At 45.6% G+C, this 15751-nt stretch carries 13 protein-coding genes; 2 read left to right on the top strand and 11 right to left on the bottom strand.

The window, feature by feature from the left end:
• Positions 1 to 64 precede the first annotated feature (64 nt).
• The 9 genes from tolA to ahcY form a co-directional block, all read right to left on the bottom strand.
• Positions 65 to 1219: a cell envelope integrity protein TolA gene (gene tolA, locus PGW99_RS07795; protein ID WP_273777102.1), complete on the bottom strand. Its 1155-nt coding sequence runs from the start codon at positions 1217 to 1219 to the stop codon at positions 65 to 67.
• 2 nt (positions 1220 to 1221) lie between these two features.
• Entirely contained in the window at positions 1222 to 1674 is a 453-nt protein-coding gene (gene tolR / locus PGW99_RS07790) for a protein TolR (RefSeq protein WP_273777100.1), read from the bottom strand.
• Positions 1675 to 2373 (bottom strand): protein TolQ, encoded by a 699-nt coding sequence (gene tolQ, locus PGW99_RS07785; protein WP_273777098.1) that lies wholly within the window; start codon positions 2371 to 2373, stop codon positions 1675 to 1677.
• Positions 2374 to 2395: 22 nt separating this feature from the next.
• Entirely contained in the window at positions 2396 to 2803 is a 408-nt protein-coding gene (gene ybgC / locus PGW99_RS07780; RefSeq protein ID WP_273777097.1) for a tol-pal system-associated acyl-CoA thioesterase, read from the bottom strand.
• 328 nt (positions 2804 to 3131) lie between these two features.
• The gene (locus tag PGW99_RS07775) at positions 3132 to 4367 is read right to left on the bottom strand and encodes a multifunctional CCA addition/repair protein (RefSeq protein ID WP_273777095.1); all 1236 of its coding nucleotides are present in this window, start codon (positions 4365 to 4367) and stop codon (positions 3132 to 3134) included.
• An 89-nt stretch (positions 4368 to 4456) separates the two neighbouring features.
• The gene (locus tag PGW99_RS07770; RefSeq protein WP_273777093.1) at positions 4457 to 6727 is read right to left on the bottom strand and encodes an NADP-dependent malic enzyme; all 2271 of its coding nucleotides are present in this window, start codon (positions 6725 to 6727) and stop codon (positions 4457 to 4459) included.
• A 357-nt stretch (positions 6728 to 7084) separates the two neighbouring features.
• Entirely contained in the window at positions 7085 to 7798 is a 714-nt protein-coding gene (locus PGW99_RS07765; RefSeq protein ID WP_273777091.1) for a 16S rRNA (uracil(1498)-N(3))-methyltransferase, read from the bottom strand.
• Positions 7799 to 7838: 40 nt separating this feature from the next.
• Positions 7839 to 8675 carry a methylenetetrahydrofolate reductase [NAD(P)H] gene (metF, locus tag PGW99_RS07760; protein ID WP_273777090.1) on the bottom strand — a complete coding sequence of 279 codons (837 nt, stop codon included), beginning with the start codon at positions 8673 to 8675 and terminating at the stop codon, positions 7839 to 7841.
• 76 nt (positions 8676 to 8751) lie between these two features.
• Complete coding sequence (ahcY, locus tag PGW99_RS07755) at positions 8752 to 10134, bottom strand: adenosylhomocysteinase (RefSeq protein ID WP_273777088.1); 1383 nt, start codon at positions 10132 to 10134, stop codon at positions 8752 to 8754.
• Positions 10135 to 10970: 836 nt separating this feature from the next.
• Here ahcY and PGW99_RS07750 point away from each other — a divergent pair.
• Positions 10971 to 13208, top strand: a complete 2238-nt coding sequence (locus PGW99_RS07750; protein ID WP_273777086.1) for an NADP-dependent isocitrate dehydrogenase — start codon at positions 10971 to 10973, stop codon at positions 13206 to 13208.
• A 338-nt stretch (positions 13209 to 13546) separates the two neighbouring features.
• Positions 13547 to 14086, top strand: coding sequence for a cysteine peptidase family C39 domain-containing protein (locus PGW99_RS07745; protein WP_273777084.1), 540 nt, complete (start codon positions 13547 to 13549; stop codon positions 14084 to 14086).
• 93 nt (positions 14087 to 14179) lie between these two features.
• Here PGW99_RS07745 and PGW99_RS07740 read toward each other — a convergent pair whose 3' ends face one another.
• Both PGW99_RS07740 and lipA read right to left on the bottom strand, forming a co-directional pair.
• On the bottom strand, positions 14180 to 14572 hold the full coding sequence (locus PGW99_RS07740; RefSeq protein ID WP_273777082.1) for a carboxymuconolactone decarboxylase family protein: 393 nt from the start codon (positions 14570 to 14572) through the stop codon (positions 14180 to 14182).
• 135 nt (positions 14573 to 14707) lie between these two features.
• The gene (gene lipA / locus PGW99_RS07735; RefSeq protein ID WP_273777081.1) at positions 14708 to 15721 is read right to left on the bottom strand and encodes a lipoyl synthase; all 1014 of its coding nucleotides are present in this window, start codon (positions 15719 to 15721) and stop codon (positions 14708 to 14710) included.
• Positions 15722 to 15751 lie beyond the last annotated feature (30 nt).

Raw genomic sequence — 15751 nt, 5'->3', positions numbered from 1 at the left:
GTTTCTGTTTAGCATAATTACCGGATTTAAATCTATTCAAACCCTGTAATTATGCATCATTAATTTATCGTGCTGTAAACGTTGAGCTAAAACTACGGGCTTCGCGACGCGCATCGGGATCCGCAGGCATCGGGTAAGGCGCTGCTGCACGTACAGCCGCTTCGACGCTGGCTTTCATGTCTGGATCACTCGCGCTCACAACCACCGATAGTACAGCCCCGCTGTCACTTAAAGTCACGCGTGCCGTGGCCTGTTTACCCGTTGAACCGGCGGGGACATCCCAAGCACGTTGAATTTTATTGGTAAAGTCACGTTTGGCTGTAGAAGCGATTCTTTTGGCTTCGGCTTTCTTTTGAGCTGCATCTTCGCTCGCTTTTTTTGCCGCCGAGGCTTTGGCTTCTTGTTCCGCTTGCTCACGCGCTTCGGCGGCAGCTTTGGCTTTTGCATCTGCAGCGGCTTTGGCTTTTGCATCTGCAGCGGCTTTAGCTTTTGCATCTGCAGCGGCTTTGACTTTTGCATCTGCAGCGGCTTTGGCTTTTGCATCTGCAGCGGCTTTAGCTTTTGCATCTGCGGCAGCTTTAGCTTTTGCATCTGCAGTGGCTTTGGCTTTTGCATCTGCAGCGGCTTTGGCTTTTGCATCTGCAGCGGCTTTAGCTTTTGCATCTGCGGCAGCTTTAGCTTTTGCATCTGCAGCAGCTTTAGCTTTTGCATCTGCAGTGGCTTTGGCTTTTGCCTCTGCAGCGGCTTTGGCTTTTGCATCCGCAGTAGCCTGAGCATTAGCAGCTGCTTCAGCACGCTGTTTTGCTGCTAATTCTGCTTTTAATTTGGCTTCAGCTTCAGCACGCTGTTCGGCTTGAGCACGTCGTGCCGCATTCTCTGCATCTTGTTTGGCAAGTGTGGTTTCTGCAGGTGAAGTTTCAACTTTAATCGGGGCAGCAGTGCTAGGAATAACAGGTGCCGCTGGCACAGGCTCAGCTGTTTGCTGAATTTCGGCTGCTACTTTCTGATGGACCGTTTCACTGATTTCTGTGTCTGCTTCAGGTTTAGGGTGAGGCAGATCCTCGGGTTTGATGAGAACCGCTTGCATGCGCTCAGGTGGTTTAGGTGGGTCACTTAAACCTAAATAAAGTAAAGCAATCAGCGCAACGGTGTGTACCCCTAGGGTAAAACCAATCGCAATGGCTTTTTGCTGCACGTGTGGCTGAGGAGAATGCTTCATATTTATTTTAAAGGTTCAGTCAGTAGACCAACTTGGCTGAGACCTGCTTCTTGCAGACTGGCCATCAAGGCGACGACATCCCCATACGGACGACTTTGATCACCATTCACCAAGACACTGAGTTGCTGCTGTTTAGCTGTTGCTTCCGTTTGTGCTGTTGTTAAAATTTCTTGTAGTTGACTCAAGCTAAGCGCTTGGTCATCTTTATAGGTTTTGTAGTTCAGATAGTATTGGCCATCTTTGCTAAGCGAAACGATAGCTGGTGATTCTTTCGAGGCAAAGGAGGTACTGTTGGCCTGTGGTAAATCGACGTCAATACCACTGGTAATCATGGGTGCGGTGACCATAAAAATTACCAGCAAAACCAACATGACATCGATATACGGCACCACGTTCATGTCACTTTTCAGGGGTTTTTTAATACGTTCAAAACGGCCCGAACGTTGAATCGCCATTTACGCTTCTTCCTGTGCAGTACCAACCGATTGACGTTGTAACAGCGCGACCATTTCTTCGGCAAACAGTGCCCGGTTTGAATAAATAGCTTCACCTTTGGCCGTAAAATGGTTAAATGCCAGAACGGCAGGGATGGCGGCAAATAAACCAATTGCTGTGGCAATCAAGGCTTCTGCAATACCCGGTGCGACCGTAGCTAAGGTGACTTGTTCGACTGCTGCAAGCCCAATAAAGGCATTCATGATGCCCCAAACCGTACCAAATAGACCAATATAAGGTGCAACCGAACCGATACTGGCCAAGGTGCCCAAACCTTGCTCGAGCTGTCCTTGGTCACGGCTGAGGCCGACACGTAAGATTCGTTCAGTACTTTCAATCCCTTGTTCAAGAGAAGCTTGACGTTTTTTCAGTTTAAGAAATTCACCCAAACCGAGATAAAAAATATCTTCGAGGCCCGCACGTTTGGAATTGAGCTGGGCATTGTTATATAAGGTATTCAATTCGGCCCCAGACCAGAACATTTTCTGGAAATGCTGGTCTTCTTGGTGGGCCTTTTTGTAACTCATATGCAACTTGGCAATTAGATACCAACTATACAGCGATGCAAGAAACAGGATCAGCATCACCAGTTGTACGACTGGACTCGCTTGTAAAATTAAATCGGAGATATGTAGAGTTGATTCTAGTTGTGTTGCCATAAGTTACATGTGCCAAGTTTTTTTAATCTTGCGCTAATTCTTTACGAATAAGATCACGAATTTCATCAGGTAAGCGGCAAGGCATCATGTTTGCATTTAAACATGCCAACTCAACCTCACCTGAAGCCAGTAAGATTTCACCACGATAAATATGTTGTTGCAAGGTAAATGACGCGGTTTTACATGAAATTACACTTGCAGTCACCGTGATCAGATCGTCCATCAAAATTGGACGCATGTATTTCACCGCGATCTTGTGAACCACGAAGTTATAATCTTTTTGATGCCAGTAGTGGTCAATCCCTGAAGCACGTAGCCATTCGGTACGGCAGCGTTCCATAAAACGGATATGGTTGGCATGATAGACGATGCCACCTGCATCAGTATCTTCCATATAAATACGAATTGGGAATGCAAAAAGATTAGCCATAAGAATGTAGTTCCATTTTTAGATGAAAGACCGCAAAGTGTAAGATTGGCTGTGCTGCAACAAGCCACCCGAGAGATTGTTTTGCAAACTCAAGAGGAGAAAGGACTTGACCGGCACAAGATGGCGTAGATTCTAGCAATATGGGTTTTAAGCTCAAATGGCACAAGCTATCAATCATGGAGGATTACGACGTGATTCGGTAAGCTTGGGTTACAGTAAGAGCGTGCTAAGTTATTTTGATGGGTAGGTTAGTGATTGAAATCGGACCGATCCATAAAAAAAACAAGCTGTCGATTTGACAGCCTGTGTATAGAATGATCGTAATGTCTTAGACAACATCATGTTTATGTTGCGCTTTGAGCTCAGCAATTGCTTCAATACGACGTTGAATTAACATTTCACCAATATCTGGACCTTGAATTTCAGGAGGTAGATCTTGGGCTTTAATGTTTCGAACCACACGCATGGCTTCTAACATGTAAGCGGCTTGAGGATAGGGGCGATCTTCCAGCCCCAAACGACCCCGTGAATCACACTCGCAGGCTTGTATGAAAGCCTCCACTCGTTCGGGACGGCGTAAAACATCCAGGCGCTGCAGTAAGCGCCACAAAGTACCCGGTTTTAAGCTTAAAGCTTGATGTGCTTTGAGATGTTCCCTACAGACGGCAATCGCCAGTTGTTTGGTCTGAGTCGGTACTTTTAAACGTTCACAGACTTCAGTGACCGGTTTCACTCCGCGCTCTTCATGCATGATATGTCGCGGGAGTTCATCACTTGGGGTTAATGCCTTGCCCAGATCATGAACCAGTACGGCAAAACGGACATCCAAGGAATAGTTGGCACGGCAAGCCTGTTGTAATGACATGAGGGTATGCAGGCCACTATCAATTTCAGGGTGATATTCAGGGCGTTGTGGGATACCAAATAAGGCGTCTAATTCAGGAAAAAGTATTTTTAAAGCCCCGCAGCGACGTAGTGCCTCAAAATAGACATCTGCATCACGTTCCATCAATGCACGAGAAGTTTCTTTCCATACCCGTTCTGGGGTTAAGGCTTCAAGTTCACCCGAAGTTGCCAATTTCTGCATTAAGGCCAGCGTTTCATCGGCAATTGTGAAACCGTATTGCTGGTAACGCGCGGCAAAACGTGCCACTCGCAGTACACGCAAAGGATCTTCAACAAAAGCATTCGAAACATGACGCAGTACTTTTAACTGTAAATCCTGCTGGCCACCATAAGGATCATAGACCTGACCTTGCTCATCCATTGCCATGGCATTGATGGTGAGATCACGCCGGATTAAATCTTCTTCTAAGCTGACATTCGGATCGGTATAAAATTCAAAGCCATGATAACCATGACCTGCTTTACGCTCTGTACGCGCAAGCGCATATTCATCTTTGGTTTCAGGATGGAGAAAAACGGGAAAATCTTTACCCACCGGTTGAAAACCTTGAGCTAAAAGTTGTTCGGGTTGAGCCCCTACCACCACATAATCTTTTTCTTGATAGGGGTGTCCAAGTAACTGATCTCGAACGGCACCACCCACTAAATACACTTGCATGAAAAAACCTCTATTCTTGAGGCAATCATGCAACAGAATAGAGGTTTTCTCAAGTCAGCAAGCCGAGCTTTTTACTCGGCTTTCTGGGATTAGGCTTGATCTTGCTGAATTTCAGCCACAGTTAAAGCAGTCATGTTGACCAGACGGCGTGTTGTTGCTGTTGGCGTCAAGATGTGAACTGGTTTTGCTGCACCAAGCAGGATCGGACCAATCGTCACGTTATTGCCAGAAGTTGATTTCAACAGGTTGAACGAAATGTTTGCTGCATCCAGATTTGGCATGATCAACAAATTCGCTGAACCTTTGAAACGTGAGTTCGGGAATGCAAAGTGGCGAATGTTTTCATCCAATGCAGCATCACCGTGCATCTCGCCTTCCACTTCAAGTTCCGGTGCGATTTTAGACAGGATATTGAACACTTCACGCATTTTTTGCGCGCTTGGATCTGTCTGGTCGCTGCCGAAGCTAGAATGAGAAAGCAAAGCAACACGTGGTGTCATACCAAAACGACGAACTTCTTCAGCTGCCAGAATAGTCATTTCAGCCAACTGCTGGGCAGTCGGGTTGGTGTTGACATAGGTGTCTGCAATAAACAGGTTGCGATCTTCAAGCATCAAGGCATTCAAGGTGAAGAAAGTATTGTGACCTTCTTTCAAGCCAATAATGTTGCTCACGAAATCAAGGTGAATGTCATAGCTTGAGTAAGTACCACAGAGCATACCATCTGCAAGGCCGTGACGAACTAGCATCGCAGCGATCAGGGTTGAACGACGACGTGCTTCACGTTGTGCGTATTCCACGGTCACGCCTTTGCGTTGCATGATTTGATAGTAATCATCGGCAAATGCTTGATAGTGCGGGTTCTTTTCCTGATCAATGATTTCGATGTTTACGCCATTTTGTAAACGTAGGCCCAACTGCTTGATGTTGGCTTCGATCACTGCTGTACGACCGACCAAGATTGGTTTAACCAGACCTTCATCCACTGCGATTTGTACCGCACGCAATACGCGTAGGTCTTCACCTTCTGCATATGCGATACGTTTTGGATCCGATTTCGCTTGGGCGAAGATTGGTTTCATCATCAAGGCTGAGTTATATACAAACTCAGACAAGCGTTGACGGTAAGAATCAAAGTCTTGGATTGGGCGAGTTGCAACACCCGAGTCCATTGCAGCTTTAGCAACAGCAGGGGCAATCTCAAGAATTAAGCGCTGATCAAGTGGACGCGGAATCAGGTAATCACGACCGAAAGAAGCTGATTTTTCACCATAAGTTGCCGCATCTGCCTCAACATGCGCCATTTTTGCAATCGCATGTACGCAGGCAATCTTCATTTCTTCGTTAATGGTGGTTGCACCGACATCGAGTGCACCACGGAAGATATAAGGGAAGCATAGTGCGTTGTTCACCTGGTTCGGGTAATCTGAACGCCCCGTTGCCATGATCACGTCAGGACGAACTTCATGCGCATGTTCTGGCAGAATTTCTGGATCTGGGTTCGCCAAAGCAAAGATGATCGGATTAGCCGCCATCTGTTTCACCATTTCTTTGGTGAGGATGCCAGCAGCAGAAAGACCGAGGAACATGTCAGCGTCATTCATGACTTCGTGTAACTGAGTCGCCTGAATGTCTTGCATGTAACGTTTTTTCGAATCATCCAAGCCTTCACGAGAGGTGGTGATTAGACCACGTGAGTCGGCAACGATGATATTTTCTTTTTTGACACCGAGTGCGCAAAGCAAGTCAAGGCAAGAGAGGGCAGCAGCCCCGGCACCTGAGGCAACAATTCGGATTTCGTCAATTTTTTTCTCAACCAGTTGTAGGGCATTCAGCAATGCTGCACCCACAATGATCGATGTACCATGTTGGTCATCATGGAACACTGGAATGTTCATACGTTCACGCAGTTTGCGCTCGATGTAGAAACATTCAGGTGCTTTGATGTCTTCTAAGTTAATTCCGCCAAAGGTTGGTTCTAGTGCAGCAACAATATCAACAATCTTGTCTGGATCATTTTCTGCAATTTCGATATCGAATACATCGACACCCGCAAACTTCTTGAACAGAACGCCTTTACCTTCCATTACAGGTTTAGAGGCCAATGGACCGATATTACCTAGACCCAGTACGGCTGTACCGTTACTGACTACGGCAACAAGGTTACCACGTGCGGTATATTTGGCTGCAAGCGAAGGATCACGTTCGATCTCTAAGCAAGGTGCTGCAACACCTGGAGAATAAGCAAGCGCTAGATCACGTTGGTTGACCAGCTGCTTGCTTGGTGTCACGCTGATTTTCCCTGGAGTTGGGAATTCGTGGTAGTACAAAGCCTGCTGTTTTAATGATTGATCGTCCATCTGAGTCTCGATTGTTGCAAGAGTTATTCCAGCGTTGCTGGCGGGGGTTTTTGCTAAATTCTCCCGAATATACCATTAGTTGAGCACTTCGCCCAGTCAAGCCTGCTGCTTTTTCGAACAAACTTAGAGCTCAAATTTATAGAGTAATACTCAAGAGATATAAGTTTATGCATCTGAGGGTATATCGCCCAAATTGGGCAGATATTCTATGGAAAAGTAAGCTAATTTAAGCGATGTGATGTTTTGGTGAAGATCTAAGGAAATGAAGGAATTTTAAAGAAATTTTGCGAAAAAAAGCACATCAATGCTGAGTTGGTTTTGGTTGTTTTGTGGGTGAACTATAAAAAGCAATCGGACTTAAGCAAAATGGTGATTTAAAATCGAAAGCGCTACAACCGGTGCAGTTTCTGTACGCAATACGCGCTCCCCAATACACCAATTCTGGAAGCCTGCTGCATTTGCCTGTTCAATTTCTGTCTCACTCAAGCCGCCTTCGGGGCCAATTAATAAGGCCAGTTCTGAATTTGCATGTTGCAGTACATTGACCTGATCTTTGTTCGGCGCAAGCACTAAACGTGTTGCTGGAAGTTCACTGTTTAGCCATTCACTGAGTGCTAGCGGTGGCAAAATTTGGGGTATCCGGTTCATACCACACTGCTCGCAAGCGGCAATTGCTACCCCTTGCCAATGCTCCAGTTTCTTCTGGTCACGATCGTATTTGAGGCGCATTTCACAGCGTTCAGAGGTCAAAAGCTGGATTTGATCCACGCCAAGTTCAGTGGCTTTTTGGATCGCATAATCCATACGGTCGCCTTTACTCATCACTTGGCCAAGCACTGCTTTAAAAGCCGGAGTACGATCGCCTGGACTAAAATGCGTGACCTGCACAGAAGCTGTCTTTTTCGACACCTCGGTTAAGGTCACTTCATATTCACCACCTTTGCCATTAAACAGGGTGGCTTGATCACCCACCTGAGCACGTAGCACACGAACCCAATGATGAAAGACGGTTTCAGAAAGCTCGCAAGTTTCCTCGACAGTCAAATCAGCATTAATATAAAAACGGGTCATGGTTACGTGTCTCTGGTTGTGTGTGTTGAATATAGGCAGTTTAGTTCAGACCCAGGTCAAGGACTAACTGGCGTGTTGGCTCGGTCTGGTTCATGGAGTAGAAGTGTAGGCTTGGAGCACCGCCAGCAATCAGGCGTTCACAGAGTGTGATGACCACTTCATGACCAAAAGCTTTGATTGATTCCACATCATCGCCATACGCAGCCAGTTGCTTACGAATCCAGCGTGGAATCTCAGCACCCGTACCATCCGCAAAACGGATCAGATTGCTGGCATTGGTAATCGGCATAATGCCCGGCGCTACTGGAATATCAATACCCGCTTTCTGGATACGATCCATAAAGTAAAAGTACGCATCTGGATTAAAGAAAAACTGGGTAATTGCAGCATTGGCACCTGCATTCACTTTTTCTACAAAGCGCTGGATATCCGCATCGAAGTTTTCTGCTTGTGGATGCATTTCCGGGTAAGCCGCCACTTCAATATGGAAATGATCACCTGAATGTTCACGGATAAAACGCACCAGATCCTGTGCGTATGGTAGCTCACCGAGACCCACCTGACCTGAAGGAAGGTCGCCACGTAAGGCGACAATACGATTGATACCTTTGGATTTGTACAAATCTAAAAGTTCAGCAATACGCGCTTTGTCATCCCCGATACAAGACAGGTGAGGAGCAACCGGTGTGCCTTTAGCGTTAAAGGCATCGATTGCGGCCAACGTACGCTCACGGGTAGAACCGCCAGCGCCATAGGTCACCGAGAAAAACTCAGGATTCAGCTGTTGTAATTCCTGATGTACCAATTGCAGCTTTTCTGCACCGGCATCAGTTTTTGGCGGGAAAAATTCAAAAGAAATCGGAACACGTTTGCTCATATCAAATCCTTTTTTGATGTACAAATATCGGCTGAGTAAAAAGGGCAGTATGCATATGCAACTGCCCTTGGGTTACTTAGTATTTGTATGCATCTGATTTGAATGGGCCTTCAACCGCTACACCGAGGTAGTCAGCCTGTTCTTGAGTCAATTGTGTCAATACGCCACCGAAACCGGCAACCATAGCTGCTGCGACTTCTTCATCCAGTTTTTTCGGTAAAACTTCAACGCGGATTTTCGCTGCTTTTTGCTCAGCAGGAAGATCAGCAAATTTTTCTTCAAACAGGTACATTTGTGCTAGAACTTGGTTGGCAAATGAACCATCCATGATGCGTGATGGGTGGCCAGTTGCATTGCCCAGGTTCACCAAACGACCTTCAGAAAGCAGAATGAGGTAATCGCTGTCATTTTCTGAACGGTATACTTGGTGTACTTGAGGTTTTACTTCAACCCACTTGTAACCACGTAAATAAGCGGTATCGATTTCAGTATCGAAATGACCGATGTTACATACCACCGCACCCGCTTTTAAGCTGTCGAGCATGGCCGCATCACAAACATGGTAGTTCCCTGTTGTTGTTACAACAAGGTCAGTATTTTGTAGAAGCTCAAGGTTGATGTCTTCTTTTTTACCGGTTGGCACGCCATTTTTGTATGGAGAAACAACTTCGTAACCGTCCATGCACGCTTGCATTGCACAGATCGGGTCAATTTCAGTCACGCGTACAATCATGCCTTCTTGACGTAAAGATTGTGCAGAACCTTTACCCACGTCACCATAACCAATTACCAGCGCGCGACGGCCAGACAATAACATGTCAGTACCGCGTTTGATCGCATCGTTTAACGAGTGACGGCAACCGTATTTGTTGTCGTTTTTAGATTTGGTCACAGAGTCGTTGACGTTGATCGCAGGTACTTTTAAAGAACCGTCTTTGCACATTTCAATCAGACGAGCGACACCTGTGGTGGTTTCTTCGGTAATACCGTGAATACGTTCAAGCATTTCAGGATATTTTTCATGAACAAGAGCAGTCAGGTCACCACCATCGTCCAGAATCATGTTGGCATCCCAAGGTTTGCCATTCACATTGATTTGCTGTTCCAGGCACCATACATATTCTTCTTCAGTTTCACCTTTCCAGGCAAACACCGGTACACCACTTGCAGCAATCGCAGCTGCCGCATGGTCTTGTGTCGAGAAAATGTTGCATGACGTCCAGCGTACTTCCGCACCCAACTCAACCAGTGTTTCAATCAACACTGCTGTTTGAATGGTCATGTGGATACAGCCGAGGATTTTGGCACCTGCAAGTGGTTTTGCAGCCGCATAGCGGCGACGCAAGCCCATCAAGGCTGGCATTTCGGCTTCGGCAAGTTTGATTTCTTTACGGCCGTAATCAGCAAGAGCAATATCGGCAACTTTATAATCTGTAAATGAAGCATTCACCGCGTTCATCAGGATCTCCTAGAAATAACATGTTGATCGTTGAGTTCGCGGATGCCGTTGTTGGTTGAGTCGAATGTTCAACCGATCGTCGAGCCTGGCGAATTTGGGTAGTTATTCCCAAAATGTTGCAGCATCCCTCGACTAGGGGAATATTGTACTTGGAAATCGATTTTGTTCCAATTGTAATTTGCACATTGTGAAATCGTATAATTTTGCAAGAGATCAGGGCGTAAAACGTCTCGTTTTATTCTTTCCAGCTGTATCTGAAGTCTGAGGCTTATCAAAAATAGAACTGAGCTAATGCCTAAGTTGAGGGAGCGTGTAGGGGATATGAAATATTTAGCACGTAAAATTTATGGTGCATATCATCCCTCATGATTTCGTAGCCAAGACGGATTTAATTCCATCAGAGATACTTCCTTTTGAGTATGACCAAACTGAAGAGACTTTTTCTGTGCGTGGTTTTTGAGTAAGCAATAATTAGGTTCTATGATTTCTATGACCTGCGCTTTGTTGAGGATTCCTAGGGACTTGTACAGCATGCGTCATTTAGCATCCTACTCTTAATTTGATAACTGCTGAGTAGGGATGAATAGAGATGGCGGATGTGAATGATGTTGCCGATCATTTTGGAAAAACTTGAGCTTTAGACACGAATTTCAGTACTAAAAATGATCGGATAAGATTGGTATTTTTTTTTGAAATGTTGGTATCACAAGATTTGTAATTGACTGAAATGCCTTGAGAGCCGATACTTTCGAGGTTTTATTTAAGCAAATCAGTTCGTAGAGCTGGGCCAAAAGTCTGGTTCGCCAAAACTCAATTTAACACAAGGGGCTACACATATGGCTGGTGGAAAGTCAAATATCATTTACACACTGACTGATGAGGCGCCATTGTTGGCGACTTATTCGCTACTGCCGATTATTGAAACCTTTACTAAGCCAGCCGGCATCGAGATCACCAAAAGTGATATCTCTGTAGCCGCACGTGTGCTCGCAGAATTCTCTGATTACCTGACAGATGAGCAGAAGGTTACTGACAATCTTGCAGAGCTGGGCCGTCTTACACAGGACCCGGACACGAATATCATCAAGCTCCCTAACATCAGTGCGTCTGTTGGCCAGTTGACGGCCTGCATCAAAGAATTGCAATCCAAGGGTTATGCGCTTCCTGACTATCCGGAAAACCCAACAACTGAAGAAGAAAAGGTGCTTAAAGTACGTTATGGAAAATGCCTAGGTTCAGCGGTAAACCCAGTGTTGCGTGAAGGTAACTCTGACCGTCGTGCACCTGCCGCAGTGAAGAACTATGCTAAAAAACACCCGCATTCAATGAGCGAGTGGAAGCAATGGTCACAAACTCACGTTTCGCACATGCAAGAAGGTGACTTCTACCATGGCGAAAAATCAATGACACTTGACCGTGCGCGTAACGTGAAGATGGAATTGATCACTAACAGTGGTGAAACTATCGTTCTTAAGCCAAAAGTTGCGCTTCAGGATGGTGAGATCATTGATTCAATGTTCATGAGCAAAAAAGCCCTTTGCGACTTCTATGAGAAAGAGTTAGAAGATTGTCGCGAAGCAGGTATTTTGTTCTCGCTACACGTAAAAGCAACCATGATGAAAGTTTCACACCCGATTGTATTTGGTCACTGTGTGAAAATTTACTACAAAGATGCATTTGAAAAGCACGGTAAACTGTTCGACGAATTAGGCATTAACGTCAATAACGGTATGGCTAATCTTTACGAAAAGATCGAGAGCTTGCCTGAATCACAACGTGACGAAATTATCCGTGACTTGCACGCTTGCCAAGAACACCGTCCTGCACTTGCAATGGTGGATTCAGCAAAAGGCATCACCAACTTCCACTCACCTAACGATATCATCGTAGATGCTTCTATGCCTGCCATGATCCGTTCTGGCGGTAAAATGTGGGGTGCTGATGGTAAACAGTACGACTGTAAAGCAGTCATGCCGGAATCGACTTTCGCACGTATTTACCAAGAAATGATCAATTTCTGTAAGTGGAACGGTAACTTCGACCCTCGTACCATGGGTACTGTGCCAAACGTTGGTTTGATGGCGCAAAAAGCAGAAGAATACGGTTCACACGACAAGACGTTTGAAATTCCTGAAGCAGGTATTGCCAACATCACCGATCTTGAAACAGGTGAAGTGTTGATGTCGCAAAACGTTGAGCAAGGTGATATCTGGCGTATGTGTCAGGTGAAAGATGCACCGATCCGCGACTGGGTAAAACTTGCTGTGACTCGTGCACGTAACTCTGGCATGCCAGCGATCTTCTGGCTTGACCCATACCGTCCACATGAAAATGAGTTGATCAAAAAAGTTCAGAAATATCTGAAAGACCACGATACGACTGGTCTTGAGATCCACATCATGTCACAAGTGCGTGCAATGCGTTATACGCTTGAACGTGTCGCACGTGGTCTGGATACCATTTCTGTAACAGGTAACATCCTACGTGATTACCTCACTGACTTGTTCCCGATTATGGAGCTGGGTACTTCTGCGAAAATGCTTTCTATCGTTCCGTTAATGGCGGGCGGTGGTATGTACGAAACAGGTGCAGGTGGTTCAGCACCGAAACACGTACAACAACTTGTTGAAGAAAACCACTTGCGTTGGGATTCGCTCGGTGAGTTCTTGGCACTAGCAGTTTCTCTTGAAGAGTTAGGCATCAAAGAAAGCAATGATCGTGCGAAATTGCTTGCGAAGACCCTAGATCAAGCAACGGGTAAATTGCTCGACAATGACAAATCACCTTCACGCCGTACGGGTGAGCTCGACAACCGTGGCAGTCACTTCTATCTAGCAATGTATTGGGCTCAAGAGCTTGCTGCACAGGATGAAGATGCTGAGTTGAAAGCGAAATTTGCTCCTCTTGCTCAAGCTTTAGCTGCAAATGAAGAGAAGATCGTTGCTGAGCTTGCACAAGTTCAAGGTCAACCTGCTGATATCGGTGGTTACTACGCCGTTGATCAAGAAAAAGTGAATGCTGTGATGCGCCCAAGCGCAACGTTTAACACAGTGCTTGCTTCTGCTGCAGTGTAAGATGTAATCGGTTTAACCATCGATGAAATCAAAAAAGCCGGTGCATCTGCACCGGCTTTTTTATTGCTGATTTTTTACCAAATCAATAGATGAGATTAGTTGAATTCTATCTGTACTGTATGGGAATGGATGAGATGGCAAGGTGATTTTAAGATAAATGTTTTAAGTGTTGAAGAGAGCTGCACCGCAGTAAGACAAAGCCAGTGAAGTGATTCAGACTCAAATATTTTCAGAAAGATTGAAAAATGAGGCAGGATCAGTCAATTCAAGAGAATCCGCTGATTTCTGTTGATAAAATAGTATCATGAACGATTGACTCAAATTCTGGACTTAAAGCTATGGCCATGACGATGCCTGATTCATTGCTGAATCTCGAAGCTAACTGTGGAGTGTTTGCGGTATGGATGGTGTTACAGCACCATGGGGTACAAATTGCAATGAGCGAGCTGATTAAGCTATGCCGCCATGATTATCAACAGGGCACTTTTACCATAGCTCTGGCCGTGGCATTAAAGAAAATCGGGTTTGAGGTGGCTTTTCATACCGATCCTGATCCCAATATCGATAAAACCGAACGGCAGAGTTATACCGAAGCAAAAGCCTTGCGCATTCCGATTCAGGCTGCTTTAAGTTATGCCGATATTCAGAATGAAATCAAGCGTGGCAAAATGGTGATTGTCTACTATGACACGCTGGACGGCGTGGGGAATCAATCCCTGGTGTATTCGATTGATGATCAGGAAATTTGTTTCTTTGATAATTTTGAGCCGATGTCTGCCCAGGTATTTGAGCAACAACGTCGAGCAGATGGGATCTGTCGACAAGCCATTGTGATTGATGACCGTCATGCCAAGATTCAGACGCCGGTAATAAGTTAATGTAAATATCTCCATCTAGACTTTAGCGTTTTCTGGTTTGTACTCTAAAGTCTAGCTGCAAGGTTAAAATCAAATCTAGACAGATGAAGAGGTTTAATCTTGCTTGGGCTGTTGATATTCAGTGATGACTTCTAAGGCTGCGCGAAAGGCTTCTTGTGCAGCAGGGGCGCCACAGTACGGCAAGCTGTGCAGCAAGGTTTCCTGAATTTCTTCCACTGTGCAGCCATTGTTGAGTGCGCCACGTACATGGCCTTTGATTTCGGTCGGTGCTTTGAGTGCGGTCAGCATCGCTAGGGTAATGAGCGAGCGATATTTACGCGGCAATACGCCTTCACGTTGCCAGGTTGAGCCCCAGGCATGTTCATTGATCCAGTCCTGCAAAGGTTGAGTGAACGGTACGGTATTGTCTTGTGCACGTTTGACAAAAGCCTCGCCCATCACTTCAGTGCGTACCTGTAAACCATTTTTATAATCTTCTTGCGACATGCTGTTCTCTGTTCAGAATTAAACTGAGCAATAATTTAACTGAAAAAATGTGGAACTGTCCGAGAAATAGATCAGTTGTGACTAAGGTATAAAAAAGCCCTCTTGTGAGAGGGCTTTTAAAATCAGAACACTATTTTAAGCTTCAATGGTTTGTACATTGATTTTCTTGGCTGGATCTACCTTGCGACGTACTGCTGGAACCGGTTCACCATAATACTGACGATCTGCGAAATAGCTGGAACGAACCATAGGTGCTGACCAGATATTTTTAAAGCCCAGTTTGCGGCCATGTTCAGCATAACGCTCAAATTCTTCTGGGGTGACAAAACGATCGATAGGTGCATGCTGCGTCGATGGTTGTAAATACTGTCCGATGGTTACATAGTCCACATCATGGGCTTTCAGGTCATCAAGCAGGGCAATCACTTCTTCTTCAGTTTCACCAATACCGACCATCAAACCGCACTTGGTGGGTACGTCTGGACAATAGTCTTTAAAGGTTTTTAACAGGCTTAAAGAGTGTTGATAGTCTGAACCTGGACGCATTGCTTTATACAGACGTGGCACGGTTTCAATATTGTGGTTAAACACATCCGGTGGACATTCAGTCATGATGCGTAACGCAATATCCATACGTCCGCGGAAGTCCGGTACCAGAATTTCCAGTAAGGTATCTGGACTTAATGCACGTGCCTCTTTAATACAATCAACAAAATGCTGTGCGCCACCATCGAGCAGGTCATCGCGGTCGACCGAGGTGATTACGGCATATTTGAGGCCGAGGTTGGCAATGGTTTCAGCCATATGGCGCGGTTCATCCGGATCGAGTGCATTTGGACGGCCGTGGGCCACATCACAGAACGGACAGCGACGGGTACAAATATCGCCCATGATCATGAAAGTTGCCGTTCCACCACCAAAACACTCAGGTAAATTCGGGCAGGCAGCTTCTTCACAGACTGTATGCAGCTTTTGCGCACGTAGGGTGGTTTTGATACGTTGAACTTCTTCTGGTGCCGTCATTTTGACTCGGATCCAGTCCGGTTTGCGCGGCACTTCAACCGTAGGAACAACTTTTACAGGAATTCTAGCGACTTTTTCTGCACCACGAAGTTTGACACCCTGTTCAGGCTTACGGTTTTCAGACATATTCAACTTTTCCACTGTTTAATAGGGGAG

Origin of the sequence: Acinetobacter sp. GSS19 (assembly GCF_028621895.1) — a bacterium.
Lineage (GTDB): Bacteria > Pseudomonadota > Gammaproteobacteria > Pseudomonadales > Moraxellaceae > Acinetobacter.
This window is presented reverse-complemented; position numbering and strand designations above follow the sequence as displayed.